This window comes from Streptomyces sp. NPDC048288, from assembly GCF_043201555.1.
Taxonomy (GTDB): domain Bacteria; phylum Actinomycetota; class Actinomycetes; order Streptomycetales; family Streptomycetaceae; genus Streptomyces.
On record NZ_JBICZD010000001.1, the window covers coordinates 1,141,377 to 1,163,914 of the forward strand.

The 22,538-nt window shown below is 70.4% G+C and carries 19 protein-coding genes; 10 read left to right on the forward strand and 9 right to left on the reverse strand.

All coding sequences use genetic code 11. The features are described from left to right. Positions 1–49 precede the first annotated feature (49 nt). The 7 genes from ACGFZS_RS05080 to ACGFZS_RS05110 all read left to right on the forward strand — a co-directional run bounded on the left by ACGFZS_RS05080 (position 50) and on the right by ACGFZS_RS05110 (position 8,797). Positions 50–916: an MHYT domain-containing protein gene (locus ACGFZS_RS05080; protein ID WP_393793912.1), complete on the forward strand. Its 867-nt coding sequence runs from the start codon at positions 50–52 to the stop codon at positions 914–916. 40 nt (positions 917–956) lie between these two features. Further along, positions 957–3,104 (forward strand): excinuclease ABC subunit UvrB, encoded by a 2,148-nt coding sequence (gene uvrB, locus ACGFZS_RS05085; protein ID WP_393793913.1) that lies wholly within the window; start codon positions 957–959, stop codon positions 3,102–3,104. A gap of 157 nt (positions 3,105–3,261) precedes the next feature. After that, positions 3,262–3,840, forward strand: coding sequence for a TerD family protein (locus ACGFZS_RS05090; RefSeq protein ID WP_355718919.1), 579 nt, complete (start codon positions 3,262–3,264; stop codon positions 3,838–3,840). Between the two features lie 64 nt (positions 3,841–3,904). Further along, entirely contained in the window at positions 3,905–5,926 is a 2,022-nt protein-coding gene (locus ACGFZS_RS05095; RefSeq protein WP_393793914.1) for a TerD family protein, read from the forward strand. Between the two features lie 222 nt (positions 5,927–6,148). Beyond that, positions 6,149–7,150 (forward strand): TerC/Alx family metal homeostasis membrane protein, encoded by a 1,002-nt coding sequence (locus tag ACGFZS_RS05100; RefSeq protein ID WP_365680597.1) that lies wholly within the window; start codon positions 6,149–6,151, stop codon positions 7,148–7,150. A 129-nt stretch (positions 7,151–7,279) separates the two neighbouring features. Further along, complete coding sequence (locus tag ACGFZS_RS05105; RefSeq protein ID WP_365680599.1) at positions 7,280–7,582, forward strand: hypothetical protein; 303 nt, start codon at positions 7,280–7,282, stop codon at positions 7,580–7,582. A gap of 114 nt (positions 7,583–7,696) precedes the next feature. Continuing rightward, positions 7,697–8,797 carry an ionic transporter y4hA gene (locus tag ACGFZS_RS05110; RefSeq protein ID WP_365680601.1) on the forward strand — a complete coding sequence of 367 codons (1,101 nt, stop codon included), beginning with the start codon at positions 7,697–7,699 and terminating at the stop codon, positions 8,795–8,797. An 18-nt stretch (positions 8,798–8,815) separates the two neighbouring features. On the opposite strand, the gene ACGFZS_RS05115 is transcribed toward ACGFZS_RS05110, so the two are convergent. Beyond that, the gene (locus tag ACGFZS_RS05115; protein WP_393793915.1) at positions 8,816–10,120 is read right to left on the reverse strand and encodes an MFS transporter; all 1,305 of its coding nucleotides are present in this window, start codon (positions 10,118–10,120) and stop codon (positions 8,816–8,818) included. A 139-nt stretch (positions 10,121–10,259) separates the two neighbouring features. Here ACGFZS_RS05115 and aroQ point away from each other — a divergent pair, with 139 nt between their 5' ends. Beyond that, positions 10,260–10,733, forward strand: a complete 474-nt coding sequence (gene aroQ, locus ACGFZS_RS05120; RefSeq protein ID WP_362581397.1) for a type II 3-dehydroquinate dehydratase — start codon at positions 10,260–10,262, stop codon at positions 10,731–10,733. A 39-nt stretch (positions 10,734–10,772) separates the two neighbouring features. Here aroQ and ACGFZS_RS05125 read toward each other — a convergent pair whose 3' ends face one another. The 5 genes from ACGFZS_RS05125 to ACGFZS_RS05145 all read right to left on the reverse strand — a co-directional run bounded on the left by ACGFZS_RS05125 (position 10,773) and on the right by ACGFZS_RS05145 (position 15,074). Beyond that, complete coding sequence (locus ACGFZS_RS05125; RefSeq protein WP_393793916.1) at positions 10,773–11,525, reverse strand: amino acid ABC transporter ATP-binding protein; 753 nt, start codon at positions 11,523–11,525, stop codon at positions 10,773–10,775. Next, on the reverse strand, positions 11,522–12,424 hold the full coding sequence (locus tag ACGFZS_RS05130; RefSeq protein ID WP_393793917.1) for an amino acid ABC transporter permease: 903 nt from the start codon (positions 12,422–12,424) through the stop codon (positions 11,522–11,524). The genes ACGFZS_RS05125 and ACGFZS_RS05130 overlap by 4 nt, the downstream gene beginning before the upstream one ends. Then, entirely contained in the window at positions 12,421–13,305 is an 885-nt protein-coding gene (locus tag ACGFZS_RS05135) for an ABC transporter substrate-binding protein (RefSeq protein WP_393793918.1), read from the reverse strand. Before ACGFZS_RS05135 ends, ACGFZS_RS05130 begins: the two co-directional genes overlap by 4 nt. Before the next feature lie 378 nt (positions 13,306–13,683). Next, positions 13,684–14,340: an MBL fold metallo-hydrolase gene (locus tag ACGFZS_RS05140; RefSeq protein WP_393793919.1), complete on the reverse strand. Its 657-nt coding sequence runs from the start codon at positions 14,338–14,340 to the stop codon at positions 13,684–13,686. Positions 14,341–14,384: 44 nt separating this feature from the next. Further along, a complete protein-coding gene (locus ACGFZS_RS05145) occupies positions 14,385–15,074 on the reverse strand; it encodes a maleylpyruvate isomerase family mycothiol-dependent enzyme (RefSeq protein WP_393793920.1) in 690 nt (229 codons plus the stop codon). A gap of 224 nt (positions 15,075–15,298) precedes the next feature. Between ACGFZS_RS05145 and uvrA the strand changes: the two genes are divergently transcribed. Next, entirely contained in the window at positions 15,299–18,328 is a 3,030-nt protein-coding gene (gene uvrA / locus ACGFZS_RS05150; RefSeq protein WP_393793921.1) for an excinuclease ABC subunit UvrA, read from the forward strand. Positions 18,329–18,507: 179 nt separating this feature from the next. Here the strand turns inward: uvrA and ACGFZS_RS05155 are convergent, their stop codons facing one another. Beyond that, positions 18,508–19,419, reverse strand: coding sequence for a carbohydrate kinase (locus ACGFZS_RS05155; protein ID WP_393793922.1), 912 nt, complete (start codon positions 19,417–19,419; stop codon positions 18,508–18,510). A gap of 99 nt (positions 19,420–19,518) precedes the next feature. Next, a complete protein-coding gene (locus tag ACGFZS_RS05160; RefSeq protein WP_393793923.1) occupies positions 19,519–20,583 on the reverse strand; it encodes a LacI family DNA-binding transcriptional regulator in 1,065 nt (354 codons plus the stop codon). Positions 20,584–20,930: 347 nt separating this feature from the next. On the opposite strand from ACGFZS_RS05160, the gene ACGFZS_RS05165 reads away from it, so the two are divergent. Next, on the forward strand, positions 20,931–21,359 hold the full coding sequence (locus ACGFZS_RS05165) for a ubiquinol-cytochrome c reductase iron-sulfur subunit (protein WP_393793924.1): 429 nt from the start codon (positions 20,931–20,933) through the stop codon (positions 21,357–21,359). A 30-nt stretch (positions 21,360–21,389) separates the two neighbouring features. Here ACGFZS_RS05165 and ACGFZS_RS05170 read toward each other — a convergent pair whose 3' ends face one another. Further along, complete coding sequence (locus ACGFZS_RS05170) at positions 21,390–22,337, reverse strand: hypothetical protein (RefSeq protein ID WP_393793925.1); 948 nt, start codon at positions 22,335–22,337, stop codon at positions 21,390–21,392. Positions 22,338–22,538: the final 201 nt, after the last annotated feature.

Sequence of the window (22,538 nt, forward strand, 5' to 3'; positions counted from 1 at the left end):
GGGCGCAATTCCAATATTCCGGGACGCAAAGGGTGAAGGGCAGCCGCGCATGCAGGGCACGGTCGACGGATTCAGCTATGGGGTGGTCACCCCGCTGGTGGCCTATCTGATGGCCTGCCTCGGCGGTGCTCTCGGGCTGCGCTGCACGACCAGAGCGATGCTGGTGGCGCACTCCTGGCGGCCCGCCTGGCTGGCCCTCGGCTCGGCGGCGATCGGCTCCGGCATCTGGACCATGCACTTCGTCGCCATGATGGGGTTCAGCGTCAAGGAGACGCCGATCCAGTACGACAAGCCGCTCACGTACGCGAGTCTCGGCCTCGCCATCGTCATGGTGGGCGTCGGGATCTTCATAGTCGGTTACCGGGGCGCGACCGGAACCGCGCTCTTCACCGGCGGCACGATCACCGGGCTGGGCATCGCCTCGATGCACTACCTCGGCATGGCCGGCCTGCGCCTCAACGGGACGCTGGAGTACAACACGCTCACCGTGGCCGCGTCGGTCGTGATAGGGGTCGTGGCCGCCACCTCGGCCCTGTGGGCGGCCGGGCAGATCCGCGGCTTCCTGTGGAGCGTCGGCGCGAGCCTCGTCATGGGACTCGCCGTCAGCGGTATGCACTACACCGGGATGGCCGCCCTCGACGTCCACCTTCACGGCTCCGGCGTGACGGGCCCCGGCGACTCGCCCGCCTCCCTGCTCGCCCCCATGCTGATCGGCCCGCTGGCCTTCCTCTGCCTCGCCGCCGTCGTCGTGATCTTCGATCCGCTGATGGTCACGGGCAAGCCCGACCGGCTCCGTGTGGAGCACAAGGCGGGCGTCCCGGCCGCCGATGTCACCCACCACCCGAGCCGCCGCCTCTCGCCGCGCGTCGGCCGCCAGCAGAGCCACCACAGCTCGCGCACCCCGCAGAACCGCTGATCAGAACCGGTTGTCAGTGCGGGGTCGTACGGTGGAGTCCATGCGGCCCGTTTCCCACATCGAACGCACGGTGGCGCCCTTCGAGGTCGTCAGCCCGTACCAGCCCAGCGGCGACCAGCCGACGGCCATCGCCGACCTGGCCAAGCGCATCGAAGGCGGCGAGAAGGACGTCGTCCTCCTCGGCGCGACCGGCACCGGCAAGTCCGCCACCACCGCGTGGATGATCGAGAAGCTCCAGCGCCCCACCCTCGTGATGGCGCCGAACAAGACGCTCGCCGCCCAGCTGGCCAACGAGTTCCGAGAGCTCCTCCCGAACAACGCGGTCGAGTACTTCGTCTCGTACTACGACTACTACCAGCCCGAGGCGTACGTCCCGCAGTCGGACACCTACATCGAGAAGGACTCCTCGATCAACGAGGAGGTCGAGCGGCTGCGCCACTCCGCCACCAACTCCCTCCTCACCCGCCGCGACGTCATCGTGGTCGCCTCGGTCTCCTGCATCTACGGCCTCGGCACGCCGCAGGAGTACGTCGACCGCATGGTCCCGCTGCGGATCGGTGACGAGATCGACCGCGACGACCTGCTGCGCCGCTTCGTCGACATCCAGTACACGCGCAACGACCTGGCCTTCACCCGCGGCACCTTCCGCGTCCGCGGCGACACCATCGAGATCTTCCCGGTCTACGAGGAGCTCGCGGTCCGCATCGAGATGTTCGGCGACGAGATCGAGGCGCTGTCCACGCTGCACCCGCTCACCGGCGAGATCATCAGCGACGACCAGCAGCTGTACGTCTTCCCGGCCTCCCACTACGTCGCGGGCCCCGAGCGCCTGGAGCGGGCTGCCAACGACATCGAGAAGGAGCTGGGGGAGCGCCTGGCCGAGCTGGAGAAGCAGGGCAAGCTGCTGGAGGCCCAGCGCCTGCGCATGCGCACCACGTACGACCTGGAGATGCTCCGCCAGATCGGCACCTGCTCCGGCGTGGAGAACTACTCGATGCACTTCGACGGCCGCCTGCCCGGCTCCCCGCCCAACACCCTGCTCGACTACTTCCCGGACGACTTCCTCCTCGTCATCGACGAGTCGCATGTCACCGTGCCGCAGATCGGCGCCATGTACGAGGGCGACGCCTCCCGCAAGCGCACCCTTGTGGACCACGGCTTCCGGCTGCCCTCAGCCCTGGACAACCGCCCCCTGAAGTGGGAGGAGTTCCAGGAGCGGATCGGGCAGGCCGTGTACCTGTCGGCGACCCCCGGCGCGTACGAGCTGTCCCGCGGGGACGGCGTCGTCGAGCAGATCATCCGCCCCACCGGCCTCGTCGACCCCGAGGTCGTCGTCAAGCCCACCGAGGGCCAGATCGACGACCTGGTGCACGAGATCCGCAAGCGCACCGAGAAGGACGAGCGGGTCCTGGTCACCACGCTCACCAAGAAGATGGCCGAGGACCTCACCGACTACTTCCTGGAACTCGGCATCCAGGTGCGTTATCTGCACAGCGACGTCGACACCCTGCGCCGTGTGGAGCTGCTGCGCGAGCTGCGCTCCGGCGAGTACGACGTCCTGGTCGGCATCAACCTCCTCCGTGAGGGCCTCGACCTGCCCGAGGTGTCCCTGGTGGCGATCCTGGACGCCGACAAGGAGGGCTTCCTGCGCTCCGGGACCTCGCTGATCCAGACCATCGGCCGTGCGGCGCGCAACGTCTCCGGCCAGGTCCACATGTACGCCGACAAGATCACCCCGGCGATGGAGAAGGCCATCGACGAGACCAACCGGCGCCGGGAGAAGCAGGTCGCCTACAACAAGGCCAGGGGCATCGACCCGCAGCCGCTGCGCAAGAAGATCAACGACATCGTCGCGCAGATCGCCCGCGAAGAGGTCGACACCGAACAACTGCTCGGCTCGGGCTACCGCAACCTCAAGGACGGCAAGGGCGCCAAGGCACCCGTTCCGTCCCTGGGCGACAAGGCGGCCAAGGGCGCGAAGGCCGGCAAGGCCGCCAAGGGCAAGGCAAGGGAAACGGTGCCCACCGACCGTCCCGCGGCCGAACTCGCCGAGCAGATCGAGGAGATGACGGAGCGGATGCGTGCCGCCGCCGCGGATCTGCAGTTCGAGATCGCGGCCCGGCTGCGGGACGAGGTCTCCGAGATGAAGAAGGAACTGCGTCAGATGAGGGAAGCGGGCCTGGCCTGACCCCTGGGCCGCGGCCGGACCCCGGCAAGGGCGCGAAGTGTTGCAAGACCGACACAAAGCGCGGGCCGGGGTTCGGCACTGTCAGTGGCGCTGCATAGGGTTTCGGTCAACCGCGCTCTGCGCGGCAACCGGGGACATCCGACGAGGGGAAGCAGCCGTGACCGTCAACATGACCAAGGGTCAGGCCATCAGCCTGGAGAAGAAGGACGGCGGCTCCCTCAGCGCCGTCCGGATGGGTCTTGGTTGGAAGGCGGCGCCCCGGCGCGGGCTGTTCGGCTCGCGCACCCGTGAGATCGACCTGGACGCCTCGGCGGTGCTCTTCGCCGACAAGCAGCCCGTCGACGTCGTGTTCTTCCGCCACCTGGTGAGCGACGACGGCTCGGTCCGCCACACGGGCGACAACCTCGTCGGCGGCGCGGGCCAGGGCGGTGACGACGAGGCCATCCTCGTCGACCTCGCGCGCGTCCCGGTCCACATCGACCAGATCGTCTTCACGGTCAACTCCTTCACCGGCCAGACCTTCCAGGAAGTGCAGAACGCCTTCTGCCGGCTGGTCGACGAGACCAACGGCCAGGAACTCGCCCGCTACACGCTCGACGGCGGCGGCGAGTACACCGCCCAGATCATGGCGAAGGTGCACCGCTCGGGCCCGGGCTGGACGCTGACGGCCCTGGGCGTTCCCGCCAGGGGCCGCACCTTCCAGGATCTGGTGCCCACCATCCTGCCGGTCCTCTAGCCTGACGGCCCTTCAGAGGGCCTCGCGGCGTACGACGAGCACGACACACAGGGGGACATGGGCTATGGCCGAGTTGGTGCGCGGGCAGAACCATCCGCTCCCGCGGAACCGGATCGAGATCCGGATCTCGGCCGAGGCGCCGGTCGTCGCCGGGGCCACCCTCGCCGACGAGAACGGCCGGGTGGGCGGCGCCGACCGGGTGGCCCACCCGGGGGCGCCCACCCTGCCCGGGATCGAGGTCTCCCGGCAGGCGGCCGCCGAACACCGCCTCGCCGTCGACCTCGACGCCCTCCCCGACGCCGTGCACCGGGTCAGCGTTCTGATCGCCCTGCCCGCCGCGCCCGGCGGCCCGTCCCGCTTCGGCGCCGTCGCCGCCCCTCGCGCCGCGGTCACCGGCCTCGACGGCACTGAGGTCGCCGGCTACACCCTCGCCGGCCTGGACGCCGAGTCGGCGGTCGTCGCCCTGGAGCTCTACCGGCGCCAGGGCGCCTGGAAGATCCGCGCGGTCGGCCAGGGCTACGCCGCGGGCCTCACCGCGCTCCTCACCGACCAGGGGCTGCCCCGGGCCGCCGAACTCGCCCGCGCGATCGAGGACGCGGTGGCCCGCGGAATGGCCCGCTCGGTCCCGGCGCGTACGACGGACACCGACCGCTCCCGCCGTGCGGCAGCGTCGGTCGCCGGGGAGCACCCCGGCACCGCCGCCGGGTCCCCGTACGACCCGCAGGCACCCGACCCCGGCAGCGTTCGGTCAGGCTCCTCCGACGGGCTCGGCGACGCGACGCCGGCACCCGGCGGTGCCCGGCCACCGGCCGCCGACGCGCCCGCCGTCACCGGAGCCGCCACACCCACCGGTGGCCCCGTCGACTACACACACCCGAAGCGCCGCCAGACATCGCCGCCCACGGCTCCGGCGGCTCCGGCGGCCCCGGAGGCCTCCGCGCCGGCCGACGGGCCCGCCCCGCCCGTCGCGGGTGACGCGGTCGGCTGGTCCATGGACGAGCGGCTGTACAACCAGGTCTGGGGCATGTTCGAGGACCTGGCCCGCACCACCGCCGCCTACCGCAGTGCCGTCGACTTCGCCGAGTCGCGCATGGAGAAGGAACTCGACCAGGTCCTCTCCGACCCGCGCAGCCGTCTGGGCTCCGTGGGCGACACCGCACGCGAGGCCGCCCATGCCCGGCAGGCCCAGCTCGTCGACCAGGCCCGGGCGGTCCTCGACCGTGACCTCGCCCAGCTCACCGCCGAGTCCGAGGTGGTCGAGCCCGCCCTGCCACCGGCGTACGCCCGCTGGGACAACCCCGTCTGGCACGGCTACCAGGTGCCGACCGAGCCGCCGATGGCCGTACGACTGGGCGACCTCCACCTCCCGGAGAGCGTCCCGTTGCGCATCCCGATGCTGGTCCGGCTGCCCCTGGAGCGAGGTCTGTGGATCGACAGCGGCCGCACCGCGACCTTTGACGGCGACTTCTCCGACTCCGGCGAGCTGCGGCACCTCGCCCTGCGGACGGCGGTGGAGCTCGCGGCCCGGCTGCTCGCCGCTCATCCGGTGGATGAGTTCGGCGTACAGGTCATCGATCCCGCCGGTGCCGCCGCCTCCGCGCTGGCCCCGCTGACGGGCACCGGTGTGCTGGCCGGGCCGCCGGCGACGGGCGCGGCCGGTGTCGCGGACGTGCTGGGGCGGCTCACCGAGCGCGTCGACCTGGTGCAGATGGCGGTACGGGGCGGCGCGCCCGACGCCCTGCCGCCCGCTCTGGACACCTCACGGCAGCTGCTGATCGTCAACGACTTCCCGCACGGCTTCGACGACCGTGCCGTCACCCAGCTGCGCTACCTCGCGGACGAGGGCCCGGGCGTCGGCGTCCATCTCCTGCTGGTCGCCGATCTGGAGGACGCCGCCGCCTACGGCCCCCTGCTCGATCCGCTCTGGCGTTCACTGATGCGACTCACGCCGGTGCCGGACGATCATCTGGCCGATCCCTGGGTGGGACACGCCTGGACGTACGAGCCCTGCCTCGTACCGGCCGGCAGTCAGGTGCTCCAGCAGGCGCTCACCCAGGTCGCGGCCGCCCGTACCAAGCGTATGTAAACTCCTCTGACCAGGTGTTTTGATCTTTTCTTTGCCAATCGCTTTACCTTTCCTTGGTGATTGGGGTACTGTTTTCCTCACGGAGGGGAGTACTCCCTGTCTGCTGCGGCGACCCCGTCAATACGGATCCGACCGGATCCCGGGGCGTCGGCCCGTCTCGGGTGGAAGAGACCTCCGGTAGCGCAACGCCGAAACTTTGCCGTTCACTAACCGGAGGAAGCAGTGGATGTATCCGTGACCCTGTGGGTCCTCACCATCGTGGGGTTGGCCGCCCTCATCGCGGTCGACTTCTTCATCGGCCGCAAGCCGCACGACGTATCCATCAAGGAAGCCGGAATCTGGACCGTCGTCTGGATCGCCCTGGCCGGACTCTTCGGCCTCGGCCTGCTTGTCTTCTCCGGCGGTCAACCCGCGGGAGAGTTCTTCGCGGGCTTCATCACCGAGAAGTCGCTGAGCGTCGACAACCTCTTCGTCTTCGTCCTGATCATGGCGAAGTTCGCCGTGCCCTCGCAGTACCAGCAGCGGGTGCTGCTCGTCGGCGTCCTGATAGCCCTGGTCCTGCGGGCCATCTTCATCGCGGCCGGCGCCGCCATCCTCGCCAGCTTCTCGTGGGTGTTCTACCTCTTCGGCGCCTTCCTGATCTGGACCGCCTGGAAGCTGATCCAGGAGGCCCGGGCCGACGAGGAGGAAGAGGAGTTCGAGGAGAACAGGCTGCTCAAGGCCGCCGAGCGCAGGTTCGGCGTGGCCGACCGTTACCACGGCACCAAGCTGTGGATCCAGCAGAACGGCAAGCGGGTCATGACCCCGATGCTGGTCGTGATGCTCGCCATCGGTACGACCGACGTCCTGTTCGCGCTGGACTCCATCCCCGCGATCTTCGGCCTGACCCAGGACCCGTACATCGTCTTCACGGCCAACGCCTTCGCACTGATGGGGCTGCGGCAGCTGTACTTCCTCATCGGCGGACTGCTGAGGAAGCTGGTCCACCTCTCCTACGGCCTGTCGATCATCCTCGGCTTCATCGGCGTCAAGCTGGTGCTGCACGCCCTGCACGAGTCCGGCGTCCATGTCCCGGAGATCAGCATCCCGGTCTCGCTCGGTGTCATCTGCGCGGTCCTGATCGTCACCACGATCACCAGCCTGATGGCCTCCAGGAAGCAGGCGGCGGCCGAGGCGGCGCAGGCGCGGAGCGAAGGCGCTCCGAAGGACAGCATCGACGTCTGACCACGTCGGACGTAGGAACAACCACCCCGTGGAGCGGTGCGAAGCGCATTGCCGACCCACCGCTCCCGATGCTTCCTTGAGTGGCGAGCGTCCCCCGTCCGGGGACGCCGCCACCCGGTGGAGGCAACCATGACGTTCGTCCAGATCATCGACTTCGAGACCGACCGCATCGACGAGTTGAAGGCCCTGGCCGACGAGATGGGCAACCAGCTCGCCGGCCGCGAGGACGGCCCCACGCGCCGCCTGATCCTCAGGGACCGGAGCCGGCCCGGCCACTACCTCGGCGTGATCGAGTTCAACTCCTACGAGGAGGCCATGCGGAACAGCGGCGACCCCGAGACGAGCAAGTTCGCCGAGCGGATGGCCGCCCTGTGCACCCGGCCGCCGTCCTTCACCGACTGTGACGTCGTGGACCTGACCGACTTCACGTAACCGCTCGACCGACCGCACCTGTACGACCCGGGGGCCGTGCCGTACCGGCGACCGGCCTCCGGGGAACGAAAGGACCGGAATGCGAACCCTGTACGCCTCTGCCACCATCGCTGCATGATCATTCGGCTCAGGTCGCTCACCACCCAGTGGACGTTCCTCGTGCCGGTGCTCGCGGTCGTCCTGCTCCTGTTCACCTGGGGCCGCCATCTGCCCGGCGCGGTCGTCGCCCTGGTGACCGTCGTCCTCGCCGCATCCGTCCTCGCCGCGGTCCACCACGCCGAGGTCGTGGCCCACCGGGTCGGCGAACCCTTCGGCTCCCTGGTCCTCGCCATCGCCGTCACGATCATCGAAGTGGCCCTGATCGTCACGCTCATGGCCGACGGCGGTGACAAGAGTTCCACCCTGGCCAGGGACACTGTCTTCGCCGCGGTGATGATCACCTGCAACGGCATCGTCGGCATCTGTCTCCTGGTCGCCTCACTGCGCCACGGCACCGCGGTCTTCAACCCCGAGGGCACCGGCGCCGCCCTGGCGACCGTGGCCACCCTGGCCACACTCAGCCTGGTGCTGCCGACCTTCACCACCAGCAAACCCGGACCCGAGTTCTCCGGCGTCCAACTCACCTTCGCGGCCCTGTCCTCACTGATCCTGTACGGCCTGTTCGTGACGACCCAGACCGTCAGGCACCGCGACTACTTCCTGCCCATCACCCGCCAGGGCGAGGTGATCACCATCGACGACCACGCCGCGGCCCCGTCCGCGCGCACCGCCTCGATCAGCCTCGGCCTGCTGGGCCTCGCCCTCGTCGGCGTCGTCGGACTGGCCAAGGGCGTGTCGCCGACGATCGAGTCCGGCGTGGCGGCGGCCGGCCTGCACCAGGCCGTCGTCGGTGTGATCATCGCCCTGCTGGTGCTGCTCCCCGAGACCATCGCCGCACTCCGCTCGGCCCGCCGGGACCGCGTGCAGACCAGCCTCAACCTGGCGCTCGGCTCGGCCATGGCGAGCATCGGCCTGACCATCCCCGCCGTCGCCCTCGCCTCCATCTGGCTGTCCGGACCCCTGGTCCTCGGCCTGAGCGCCACTCATATGCTGCTGCTCGCGCTGACCGTGGTGGTCAGCTCCCTGACGGTGGTGCCGGGCCGGGCCACACCGCTCCAGGGCGGCGTCCACCTGGTGCTGTTCGCCGCGTACCTGGAACTGGCGATCAATCCGTAGCGGCGGGCCCGGAGGCCCTCATCCGGTGACCGGCTCGGTCGCTGCCACCGGCACCGGACGGGTCTCCGGAAGCAGCGCGAAGCAGCCGAGGCTCAGCAGCGCGATCGCCGTCAGGTACGCCCCGACACCCCACGGCACGCGCCCGCCGTGCTCGGCCAGTGCCGTCGCCACGATCGGGGTGAGCGCGCCCCCGAGGACCCCGCCGAGGTTGTAGCCGACGGCGGCACCGGTGCAGCGCACCCGGGGTTCGTACAGCTCCGGGAGATAGGCGGCGATCACCGCGAACATCGTGATGAAGGCGACCAGCGCACCCGCGAACCCCAGGAACATCAGCAGCGGCTGGCCGGTCGCCAGCAGCGCGACCATCGGGAACATCCACAGCGCCGAGGCCGTGCACCCCGCCAGACACAGCGGCTTGCGGCCGAAGCGGTCGCCGAGCAGGGCCATCACCGGGGTGAGCGAGCCCTTCACCACCACCGCGGCCATGATGCAGGTCAGCATGACGGTACGGCTCACCCCGAGACGCTCGGTCCCGTACGCCAGCGACCAGGTCGTCACCGCGTAGAACACCGCGTACCCGACCGCGAGCGCCCCCGCCGTCAGCAGCACCAGCCGCCAGTGGTGCCGTGCGACGTCGACGAGCGGCACGCGCGCGTGGTCGTCGATCTCCAGGAACCGGGGGCTCTCGGCGAGCGAGGAGCGCAGCCACAGCCCGCCCAGCGCCAGCGCGCCCGCCGCCCAGAACGGCACCCGCCACCCCCACTGGGCGAACTGCGCGTCGGTCAGGGTCGCCGACAGGGCCAGCATCACGCCGTTGGCGAGCAGAAAGCCGACGGCCGGACCGATCTGCGGAAAGCTCGACCACAGGGCGCGCCGTCCGGCAGGCGCGTGCTCCGCCGTCAGCAGCACCGCACCGCCCCACTCCCCGCCGAGCCCCAGCCCCTGCAGAAAGCGCAGCAGGAGCAGCAGCAGGGGAGCGGCGACGCCGATCCGGTCGTACGCCGGCACGAACCCGACCGCGACCGTCGAGGCTCCGGTCAGCCACAGGGACATGACCAGGACCGGACGCCGGCCGCGCCGGTCCCCGATGTGCCCGAACAGCATCGAGCCCAGCGGCCGGGCCACGAACCCCACTCCGAACGTGCCGAACGCCGCCAGCGTCCCCGCCACCGGCGAGAACGTCGGGAAGAACAGCGGCCCCAGGACGAGCGCCGCGGCCGTGCCGTAGACGAAGAAGTCGTAGAACTCGATCGCCGTACCGGCGAGCGAGGCGGCCGCCAGCCGCAGCATCGAAGGGGCCCTCACGGTGCGTACATCGCTCATGCCGCGTCAACTACCCACGGTGATCACGAGTTACGGGGGCGCACGGCCTCCTTCGGAGGCGCCCCGGCGCACCGTGATAAACCGGTCTGAGCTGCGGTCCTCCGAGGGCCGCTCGTCGTCCGAACGGACCGGAGGAATCGTGCCCCGCACCCTGGCCAACGCCCCGATCATGATCCTCAACGGGCCCAATCTGAACCTGCTGGGCCAGCGCCAGCCCGAGATCTACGGCTCCGACACGCTCGCCGACATCGAGGCGCTGTGCGCCAAGGCGGCGGCCGCGCACGGCGGGACCGTGGACTTCCGGCAGTCCAACCACGAGGGCGAACTCGTCGACTGGATCCACGAGGCCCGGCTCGGCCACTGCGGGATCGTCATCAACCCGGGGGCGTACTCGCACACCTCGGTCGCGATCCTGGACGCCCTCAACACCTGTGACGGGATGCCGGTGCTGGAGGTGCACATCTCCAACATCCACAAGCGCGAGTCGTTCCGGCACCACTCCTACGTCTCCCTGCGCGCCGACGGTGTGATCGCCGGATGCGGCGTGCAGGGCTATGTGTTCGGCGTGGAGCGGGTGGCGGCGCTGGTGGGCGCCGCGACCGCCGACGCGTAGCCCTCACGCCCTCAGGGGGCAGCAGGGGCTTCAGGTCCTTCAGAGTCGCCCGGCCTCCACGATCCGCCGCAGGAAGCGCCGGGTGCGCTCCTGCTGCGGGTCGCCGAACACCTGCTCGGCCGTGCCGCGTTCGAGGACGACACCGCCGTCCAGGAAGCAGACCTGGTCGGCGACGTCCCGGGCGAAGCCCATCTCGTGCGTGGCCAGCACCATGGTCATGCCCTCTTCCTTGAGGTCGCGGACCACGGTGAGCACCTCGCCCACCAGCTCCGGGTCGAGGGCGGCGGTGATCTCGTCGAGCAGCAGCAGCCGCGGCCGTACCGCGAGGGCGCGCACGATCGCCACACGCTGCTGCTGACCGCCGCTGAGCCGGTCCGGATAGGCCGTCGCCTTGTCGCCGAGTCCGAGGCGCCTGAGGAGTTCCCCGGCCCGCTCCTCGGCCTCCGCGCGGGAGACGCCGTGCACCCGGCGCGGCGCCAGGGTGATGTTCTCCAGCACGGTCATGTGCGGGAACAGGTTGTACGCCTGGAAGACCACGCCGATCCGGCGCCGTACCGCGTCCTGGTCCGCGCGCGGGTCGGTGATCTCCTCGCCGTCCAGCCAGATCGCGCCGTCGTCGATCTCCTCCAGGAGGTTGGCGCAGCGCAGCAGCGTCGACTTGCCGGAGCCGGAGGCGCCGATCAGCGCGGTCACCGTGTGCGGGGCGACCTCCAGGTCGACATCGCGCAGCACCACCGACTCGCCGAAGGTCTTGCGGACGGACTCCATACGCAGGACGGTTGCGTCGCTCATACGGATCCTCCCTGGGCCCGCTGCCGGTCCATCCGCGCGGTCACCCAGTCCGTGAAACGGGTCATCGGGATGGTCAGCGCCACGAAGACCAGCCCCGCGACGATGTAGGGCGTGTAGTTGAGACTGCGCTGGGCGATGATGTCGGCCGCCCGCACGGCGTCGATCGCACCGCCGATCGACACGAGCCCGGTGTCCTTCTGCAGTGACACCAGGTCGTTCAGCAGGGGCGGCACCTGACGGCGCACGGCCTGGGGGAGCACCACGTGGCGCAGCGCCTGCCGGTTGGTCAGCCCCAGCGAGCGGGCCGCGGCGCGCTGCGAGGGGTGCACGGACTCGATGCCCGCGCGGAACACCTCGGCGACGTAGGCGGAGTACGTCAGGGTGAGCGCCGTACCGCCCAGCAGCACGGGATCGACGGTCACGCCCTGGAGGCGCAGCGCGGGCACGCCGAAGACCACGATCATCAGGTTGATGATCAGCGGCAGACCGCGGAAGAAGTCCGTGTACGCCGCCGCCAGTGCCCGCACGGGGAAGAACACCGGCCCCGGCAGGGTGCGCGCGATCGCGATCAGCATGCCGAGGAGCAGCACCAGCACACCGCAGATCAGCAGCAGCCGCACATTGAGCCAGAGACCTTCGAGGACCTTGGGGAGCGCCTCGCGCGCGTACTGCCCGTCGAAGAAGGTCTCCTTGGTGCGCTCCCAGCCCGGAGCGCTGACCACGACCAGGTACAGGACGACGGCCGTGACCAGAGTCGACAGCGCGGCGATCGCGGTCGCGCGCCGCGCGCGGGCACGCTTGTGGCGCTCCCGGTCCAGGCGCCGCTGCGAGGGGACGTACGCGTCGCGCATTCCGTCTTCGCCGGAGTCCTCCCCGGACTCGGCCTTCGCGACCGTCACTTGAGCACCGGCGCGTCGACGGCGTCCGACAGCCACTGCTTCTCCAGCGCCGCCAGGGTGCCGTCCTTGCGCAGGGCGTCCACGGCCGAACTCACGCAGGAGGTGAGGGCGCTGCCCTTGTCCAGGACGAGCCCGAACTGCTCGGGCGCATCGCCCTGGTTCTCGAACTGGCCGACGATCTCGGCATTCGTCACCTGGGCCGAGGTGATGTAGAAGGCGGTCGGCAGGTCGACGACGATCGCGTCCACCTGACCGTTCCTGAGCGCCGAGACGGCCTGGTCGTTCTTGGAGTACGCGGCCGCCTCCTGGGACGGCTTCACGACGTCGCTGATGTAGTTCAGGCTCGTCGTGCCGACCTGGGCGCCCAGCTTGAGGCCCTTCAGGCCCGCGATGCTCGTCGCCTTCGCGGCCTTGCTGCCCTTGAGCGCGATGACCGCCTGGCGCACGTCGTAGTAGCCGGACGAGAAGTCCACGGCCTTCTTGCGTTCGGTGCTGATGGACACCTGGTTGATGTCGAAGTCGAAGGTCTTCACACCGGGCGCGAACGCCTTGTTGAACGGCACGCTCTGCCAGACGACCGCGCTCTTGTCGTAGCCGAGCTGCTTCGCCACGGCGTACGCGACCGCCGACTCGAAGCCCTCGCCGTTGGCCGGCTTGTCGTCCTTGAACCAGGGCTCGTACGCCGGTTCGTCCGTCGCGATCGTCAGCTTGCCGGAGGTCTGGGTGGCCAACTTGCCCTTGGCGCAGGTGGTTCCGGCCGACGAGGAGGAACTCCCGGACGCCTTGTCGTCCGGCTGCGGAGCGCAGCCGACAGCGGTGGCGAGCAGGGCTATGGTGGCGGCGGCGACAGCGCGACGCAGTGCGCTCGGGGCAGGGTGCATGGCGGGAGAGTGACAGCGAAGTCCGCGTTTGTCCAGGTCAAGAGGGTTTTTGTCCGCATACTGGGAACGGGTGTTGCGGTCTTGTGAACACTGCCTCGGATGCGGGCGGACGCGCCGGGGCCGCCGGTCGAGGGCGGGGAATGATGACCGGCGGCCCGTACCGCGCAGGAGCCGTCATCCTGTGCGGGGCTGCTACCAGTTGACTGCGCGACCGCGCACGCCGGGAGCGTGCGCCGGGCTCCGGCGTGTGCGAACTGTTCACACGGGGCGCGCGAAGCAGTTCACGGGCGCGCGAGGCGGTTCACGGGCGTACGCCAGTGGACGCACGCCCTGCGCTCACGCCCCGTGCTCGCGCCTCGGGTTCGGCCGCCCCCGTGCTCACCACCCGCGCGCGTGCCACTCCGACAGGTGCGGGCGCTCCGTGCCCAGCGTGGTGTCGTTGCCGTGCCCCGGGTACACCCAGGTTTCGTCCGGCAGCGTGTCGAAGATCTTCGTCTCGACGTCGTGGATCAGGCTCGCGAAGGCCTTCGGGTCTTTGAACGTGTTGCCGACACCGCCGGGGAAGAGGCAGTCCCCGGTGAAGACGTGCGGGTGGCCGTGCGGGTCGTCGTAGACCAGGGCGATGGAGCCGGGGGTGTGGCCGACGAGATGGCGGGCGGTCAGCTCCACGCGGCCGACCCGGATGACGTCGCCGTCGTCGACGGGGACGTCGGTGGTGACCGGGATGTCGGGGGCGTCCTCGCGGCCCGCGTACGTCCGCGCGCCGGTGGCGGCGACGACCTCGGCCAGCGCCTGCCAGTGGTCGCCGTGCTGGTGCGTGGTGACGACGGACGCGATGCCGTCGTCACCGATCATGCCCAGCAGAGTCTCCGCGTCGTTGGCCGCGTCGATCAGCAACTGCTCGTCCGTCGCGCGGCAGCGCAGCAGATAGGCGTTGTTGTCCATCGGCCCGACCGCGACCTTGGTGATCATCAGGTCCTTGAGCTCGTGCACGTCCGCCGGTCCACCGACCGTCACCTCTCCGCTGTACGTCATGGCGGTCAGCCTATAGCGGGGAGTGGCCGGCGAGGTGCCGCCTGCTACAACGGCGGCAGGGCGGGCAGCGTTCCGCCCGTCACCTTCAGAGCCGAGCCGTCGCGGCGGCCGGCGAGCCAGCCGAGCAGGTCGGCGGCCGTGCCCTCGACCGAGACCGGGCCTCCCGGCGCGCCACCGCCCGTCGTCCAGACACGGCCGCTGTCGCTGCGCAGCCCGGTCGACGGGACGTCCTGGTGTCCGCCGAAGCGGTCCGCGAGGAAGTCGATCTCCCGCTCCGTGAACTCCTCCGGCAGCTCCTCCAGCTCGTACCCGATCCCGAGGTCGACATGGTGCAGCTCCACCTCGGCCCAGCGCCGGAACGGCACCTGCGCCGCCGAGTCGGTGACCCCGTTGCGCAGCTCCACCGTGCGCGTCCAGTCCGCGGGCTCGGCGCCGCGGGCCCGGAACCGGGCGTCGCTGTCACGCAGGTCGGCGAGGTGGACGTCGAGCGCGCGCGGTGCGTCACGGTCGATGTCGGCGTCCCGGGCCTCGCCGCTGACGTACATGGGGCGTCCGTCGAGGACGTTCGTGAGCGCGTCCGCGTTGCGGGCGAGGTGGGCCAGGACGTGACCGACCGTCCAGCCGGGCAGCCGTGACGGTCGCGCGACGGACGCGTTGTCCAGTGCGGCGACTGCGGTGAGCAGCCGTTCCGTCGCTTCCTGTACAGACGCCAGGTCATGAGCGTGATCAATCATGCGACTGACAGTAGTCCCGCCACACCTTCGGGTGAAGGTTTCGCGCGGGCTCCGTAAATCGAATGCGCGTGCTATATCTTCGGTGGCGGCGTCGGGCATGCTGGATGGTCCGGGATTGTTTACGCATCCAGGAATCCGACCGGCGTTGTCAGTGGCTCCCCCTAGTCTGAAGAAGCACGGGGCCCTGCCCCTGTCACTTCTCTCAAGAAAGGTGCGGACCGGCTGTGGCCGACCGTCTCATCGTCCGTGGCGCGCGTGAGCACAACCTGAAGAATGTCTCGCTCGACCTGCCTCGTGACTCGCTCATCGTCTTCACGGGCCTGTCCGGGTCGGGCAAGTCCTCCCTGGCCTTCGACACGATCTTCGCCGAGGGCCAGCGTCGCTACGTGGAGTCGCTCTCCTCGTACGCCCGCCAGTTCCTCGGCCAGATGGACAAGCCGGACGTGGACTTCATCGAGGGCCTGTCCCCGGCGGTGTCCATCGACCAGAAGTCCACCTCGCGCAACCCGCGCTCGACGGTCGGCACCATCACCGAGGTCTACGACTACCTGCGGCTGCTCTTCGCGCGCATCGGCAAGCCGCACTGCCCCGAATGCGGCCGGCCGATCTCCCGCCAGTCGCCGCAGGCCATCGTCGACAAGGTCCTGGAGCTGCCGGAGGGCAGCCGCTTCCAGGTGCTGTCGCCGCTGGTGCGCGAGCGCAAGGGCGAGTTCGTCGACCTCTTCGCCGACCTCCAGACCAAGGGCTACAGCCGCGCGCGCGTGGACGGCGAGACGATCCAGCTCTCCGACCCGCCGGCGCTGAAGAAGCAGGAGAAGCACACCATCGAGGTGGTCATCGACCGTCTCACGGTGAAGGACACCGCCAAGCGCCGCCTCACCGACTCCGTGGAGACCGCGCTCGGCCTCGCCGGCGGCATGGTCGTGCTCGACTTCGTCGACCTCCCCGAGGACGACCCCGAGCGCGAGCGCATGTACTCGGAGCACCTGTACTGCCCGTACGACGATCTGTCCTTCGAGGAGCTGGAGCCCCGCTCCTTCTCCTTCAACTCGCCCTTCGGCGCCTGCCCCGAGTGCACCGGCATCGGCACGCGCATGGAGGTCGACCCGGAGCTGATCGTCCCGGACGAGGACAAGTCCCTCGACGAGGGCGCCATCCACCCCTGGTCGCACGGGCACACCAAGGACTACTTCGGCCGGCTGATCGGCGCCCTCGCCGACGCCCTGGGCTTCCGCACCGACATCCCCTTCGCCGGGCTGCCGCAGCGAGCCAAGAAGGCCCTGCTCCACGGCCACAAGACGCAGATCGAGGTCCGCTACCGCAACCGGTACGGCCGCGAGCGGGTGTACACCACGCCGTTCGAGGGCGCGGTTCCCTTCGTCAAGCGCCGGCACAGCGAGGCCGAGAGCGACGCCAGCCGTGAGCGCTTCGAGGGCTATATGCGCGAGGTGCCCTGCCCCACCTGCCAGGGCACGCGCCTGAAGCCGATCGTCCTCGCGGTCACGATCATGGACAGGTCCATCGCCGAGGTCTCGGCGATGTCCATCAGCGACTGTGCCGACTTCCTGGGCGAGCTGAAGCTCAACGCCCGCGACAAGAAGATCGCCGAGCGCGTGCTCAAGGAGGTCAACGAGCGGCTGAAGTTCCTGGTCGACGTCGGCCTGGACTACCTCTCGCTGAACCGCGCGGCCGGCACCCTCTCCGGCGGCGAGGCCCAGCGCATCCGCCTGGCCACCCAGATCGGCTCCGGTCTCGTCGGCGTCCTGTACGTCCTCGACGAGCCGTCGATCGGCCTGCACCAGCGGGACAACCACCGGCTGATCGAGACCCTGGTCCGGCTGCGCGACATGGGCAACACGCTCATCGTCGTCGAGCACGACGAGGACACCATCAAGGTCGCCGACTGGGTCGTCGACATCGGCCCCGGCGCCGGCGAGCACGGCGGCAAGGTCGTGCACAGCGGCTCCCTGAAGGAGCTGTTGGTCAACGCCGAGTCGCAGACCGGCCAGTACCTGTCCGGCAAGAAGTCGATCCCGCTGCCGGACATCCGCCGCCCGCAGGACCCGTCCCGCCGGCTCACGGTGCACGGTGCCCGGGAGAACAACCTCCAGGACATCGACGTCTCCTTCCCGCTGGGCGTGTTCACGGCCGTCACGGGCGTCTCCGGCTCCGGCAAGTCGACGCTGGTCAACGACATCCTCTACACGCACCTCGCCCGCGAACTGAACGGCGCGAGAAACGTCCCGGGCCGGCACACCCGCGTGGACGGCGACGACCTCGTCGACAAGGTCGTGCACGTCGACCAGTCGCCCATCGGCCGCACCCCGCGATCGAACCCGGCGACGTACACGGGTGTCTTCGACCACATCCGCAAGCTCTTCGCCGAGACCACCGAGGCGAAGGTCCGCGGCTACCTGCCGGGCCGCTTCTCCTTCAACGTCAAGGGCGGCCGCTGCGAGAACTGCGCGGGCGACGGCACCATCAAGATCGAGATGAACTTCCTCCCGGACGTCTACGTCCCGTGCGAGGTCTGCCACGGCGCCCGGTACAACCGGGAGACCCTGGAGGTCCACTACAAGGGCAAGTCCATCTCCGAGGTCCTGAACATGCCCATCGAAGAGGCCATGAACTTCTTCGAGGCCGTCCCGGCGATCAACCGCCACCTCACGACGCTGAACGACGTCGGTCTCGGCTACGTCCGTCTCGGCCAGTCCGCCACCACCCTCTCCGGCGGTGAGGCGCAGCGCGTGAAGCTCGCCAGCGAACTGCAGAAGCGTTCCACGGGGCGCACGGTCTACGTCCTGGACGAGCCGACCACCGGTCTGCACTTCGAGGACATCAGCAAGCTGCTGAAGGTCCTCGCGGGCCTCGTCGACAAGGGCAACACGGTCATCGTCATCGAGCACAACCTCGACGTGATCAAGACCGCGGACTGGGTCGTCGACATGGGTCCCGAAGGCGGTGCCGGCGGTGGACTCGTCGTCGCCGAGGGCACGCCCGAGGAGATCGCCGCCGTTCCGGCCAGCCACACCGGCAAGTTCCTGCGCGAGATCCTCGGCGCCGACCGGGTCAGCGACGCCAGCTCGGTGAAGGCCCCGCGCAAGACGGCGGCGAAGAAGACGGTCGCGGCCAAGTCCACGGCGAAGCGGACGGCGACCGCCACGACCACCAACAACACGGCGACGAAGAAGGCCGCCGGGGTCACGAAGAAGGCGACGCCCGCGAAGAAGACCACGCAGGCCCGCAAGGCCTGAGTGCTCCGGGGCATCTGCTCCGACAAATCCAGAAAAGTACGGCGCCCCGCGGGAACTTCCCGCGGGGCGCCGCTCGTTGCAAGATCAGCCGCCCGATCCCTGCGGCCACGGCGAACCTTGACTCCTCAACAGCGAGATCAGCGATGGTGGTGAACCGGTGGGGGAGTGCCGAACGTCCCTCAAGGATTCCCGAGTTCGGAGGCGTACGGCGGCTCCGCGCCCGCCCGGGAACAGGTGATCGCGGCCGCCCGCGCCGCGAACCGCAACAGCCTTGTCCAGCCGTCGGCGTCCAGTCCCCGGAGCGCCTCGGCCGACAGGGCGTCCTGCGCGGCCAGGCCGTGCAGTAGCGCCGCGTTCACGGTGTCACCGGCGCCGATCGTGTCCACGACGGCGACCTCCTCACCGGGGACGGCGTACACGGTGCCGTCACGGGTGAAGGCGCTCAGACCGTCCCCGCCATGAGTGATCACGACCGCTGAGGGCCCCGCCGCCAGCCATTCGAGCGGGGTGCCGCCCAGCCACAGCGCGTCCTCCTCCGAGAGCTTGAGGAGAGTCACCGAGGGCAGCCAGCTCTTGAAGCGCGCCCGGTAGGCGTCCGGGTCCGGGATCAGGCCTGCCCGGATGTTGGGGTCGAGGGCGGTGAACAGGCCCTGCCCGGCCGCCCTGCGCATCAGCTCCTCATAGGCGCTCGCCCCCGGTTCCAGGACGAGCGACAGCGTGCCGAAGGACACGGCGCGGGTCGTGGTGGGGAGGTCGGCGGGGGCGGCGAACAGACGGTCGGCGGTGCCGTCGACATGGAAGGAGTACGAGGCGGAGCCCCGCGCGTCGACCGTGGCGACCGCGAGCGTGGTCGGCTCCGCGCCACGCTCCACCAGCGAGAGATCCACCCCCGCCCGCCGCAGCCCGTCCAGCAGGGCCTCCCCGAAGGCGTCGTAGGAGGTACGGGAGCAGAACGTGGTGGGGGAGCCGAGGCGGCCGAGGGCCACGGCCGTGTTGTACGGACCGCCGCCGGGCGTCGGCTGCAGGGCCGCGAGGGCGCCCGTGCCCTGCGGTACCAGGTCGATCAGTGCCTCACCGGCGACGACGATCACGAGAGGGTTCCTTTCTCGAGGTGCTGGGGGCTCGGAGCGTTCGGAGTGCTAGGGGGGCTCGTAGCGATCGGAGTACAAGGCCTCGGAGTGTTCGGAGTACTAGGGGAGTTCGTGGTGCCCGGACCGCGCGCCCCTGCTGCCGCCGCTCTCCTCCCGGCATCCGCACGACGTCCGGTGCACGAAGGCGCACGGGAGCCGTACGGTCCGGGCGGGCCGGTCGGGCGAGGCGAGCCGTTCGAGCAGCACCTGGACCGCCTCGGCGCCGATCTCCCTGCTGGGCTGGGCGATGGCGGTGAGCCGGGGCGAGAACAGATCGGCCCAGGCGAAGTCGTCGAAGCAGCACAGGGCGATGTCGTCCGGTACGGAGAGGCCGCGTGCGCGCAGGGCGCGCAGGGCGCCGATGGTCATCGCGTTGTTGGCGGTGACCAGTGCCGTGGGAGGGACGGGCAGCGACAGCAGGGTGGCGGTCGCCTCTCCGGCGCCGTCGGACTCGGAGTTGCCGGGGACGACCAGCCGTTCGTCCAGGGGCAGGCCGGCGGCCGCCAGCCCCTGCCGGTAGCCGGCGATGCGCTCGCCGGTGGTGCTCAGCCCGGGCAGCCCCGCGACCAGGCCGATCCGGCGGTGCCCGAGACCGGCGAGGTGGGTGACGAGCCGGGCCGTCGGCTCGGTGTTCTCGGCGCACACCTGGTCGAAGCGCGGGGCGCCGTCCACAGGTCCGTCGATCACCCGGTCGAGCAGGACGGTCGGTACGGCATGACGGCCGAGGTAGGCGAGGAGTTCGCGCGGGTCGGCGGAGGGGGCGACGATCATGCCGTCGACACGACGCTCGTGGAGGAGCTGGACGACCTTCCGTTCGTGCCCGGGGTCGTCGTGCGGGTCGGCGATCAGGAGGCTGTAGCCCTTCTCCAGAGCGGCGGCCTCGACGCCTTGGAGGATCTCCGTGAAGTAGGGGTTGCTGATCGCCGACACCGCGAGCCCGATCGAGCGGGTGCGGGAGGTCACCAGGGAACGGGCCAGGGTGTTGGGCGTGTAGCCCAGCTCCTCGATGGCGTCGAGCACGGCCTGGCGGGTGTGCGGCAGTACCGGACGCGTCTCGTTCAGCACATGAGAGACGGTCGCCACGGAGACACCGGCGCTCCGGGCCACGTCGGCCATGGTGGGCATGGGGCTCCCGTCCTCGTCTCCCGCTCTACGGCAAGGCTCGGCCGGGAAGCTACCTCATCCGACACCCGCGCGTAAACGCTTGCGCAAGCGTTTACGTCCCCCTCGGTCGACCCACCGCCCCGCACGTCGCTCCTGCCCTACCCGACCCACCCCGAAGCGGGGTGATCTGTCCAGGTATCGTCGCCCTGCGCACATCCCGGACGGCTGTTCCGCGCCTCTTGGCCGACCCGCACCCCTTGGCCGTCCCGCCCCCGCCCCATTCCCGCCCGCTCTCCTTCTCGCCTCGCCCGTCCCCGGTCCCGCCGCCGCGACGAACACCCGCACCGCCCGACCCACCTGGAGCCCTCATGCCCGCCCGTCCCTCCGCGAGCCGCCGTACCGTCCTGCGCGGGGCGGCGGTCACACCGGTCGCCGCGCTGGGGCTGGCCGCCTGCAAGGCTCCCGCCGGCGGCACCTCGGCGGACGCGACGCCGACCGCGCCCGTCGATCTCGGGGCCGAGAGCGAGGTGGCCAAGGGCGGCGCGAAGCTCTACCGGGAGCACAACGTGGTGGTCAGCCGGACCACCGACGGCGCTCTGCGGGCATACAGCACGATCTGCACGCACGCGGGGTGCCCGATCAACAAGCTCCAGGGCACGACGCTGGTCTGCCCCTGCCACGGCAGTGAGTTCGACGCCGTGAGCGGGAAGGTGGTGCGGTCACCGGCCACCGAGCCGTTGAACGAACTCCCGGTCAAAGCGGTGAAGGGCCGGATCGTGGCGGGACCCGGCGCCTGATCCGACGCGCGGACTCGGCCCCGGCCCCGGCTACTCCCAGTCCCAGCCGATCCCGAGGAGGCCCGGCCGTACCCGGGGCTCGACCAGGTGGACGGAGCGGTGCAGCCCGCTGAGCGGCAGGGACTGCCGGCCGCTGCGCGGAGCCGCCGCCGAGTGCTGGGCGAAGCGGTGGCAGCGGGTCGGCAGGGCGTCGGCGGCGAAGCGCACCTGGAGGGTGTACTGGCCTCCGGGAAAGCCGAAACCGCGGACGTACTCGCGTGAGGCACCGGCCGTGCCGTCCTCGACGGCGTAGCGGAAGAGGAAGGTGTCGCCGGAGCGCAGACGGGTGCCGAAGAGGATCTCGGCGACGAGCAGGCCGGTCTCGTGGTCGGCGCGGACGCGTCCCGTGCGGCAGTTCTCCAGGGCGTGCACGGCCATGTGCTGCGGGGCGCAGCCGGGGTCGCCGTGGTGCACGGCCACGAAGCGGTCGACGCCGTCGCGGTGGGCGCGCACGATGTACTGCGACTCGCGGAGGGCCAGTTCGCGGTGGGCTCCGATCCGCACCCGCTCGTGGTGTCCCAGCGTGTGCAGGCCGCCGTCCAGGTACCAGCCGAGCTCGGCCTGCAGCTGTTCCAGCACGTCGGAGGCCTCGACCAGCGAGCGGTAGGAGCGGGTCGCGGGGCGGCGCACGGCGGGGCCCTGGTCGGCCTCGGCGAGCAGCCGGATCAGGGACTCGTCCGGGAGCTGGAGGATCTCCTCCAGCGCGCGGACGGCCCGTAGCGACTCCGGGCGCTGCGGGCGGCGGGCGCCCTGCTGCCAGTAACTCAGGCTGGTGACGCCCACTTTGACCCCGTAGCGCGACAGGTGGTGCTGCACGCGCTGGAGCGGCAGCCCGCGGGCGGCGATCGCGGCGCGCAGGGCCACATGGAAGGGGCCGCCGCGCAGGGCCGAGTCCAGTTCCGCGGTGGCGACGTCCGCGTGCTGTATGCCGTGCCGCATGCAGGGGCCTTTCTCTTGGGGGGTGCCACGGCTGGTCAGGCCGTTGGCGCGGGCTCGGGGCCACCCCGTCGGCGCCGGGGCGGCCGCACCTGGGTACGCCGCGTCCGCAGGCGCCGTGGCTCACGGCCCCGAGTTCCCCCGCATTGAAGCGTGTTGACCAATCCCCGACAACACCTTCGTCCGGCCGAGGGCACCCGCCTG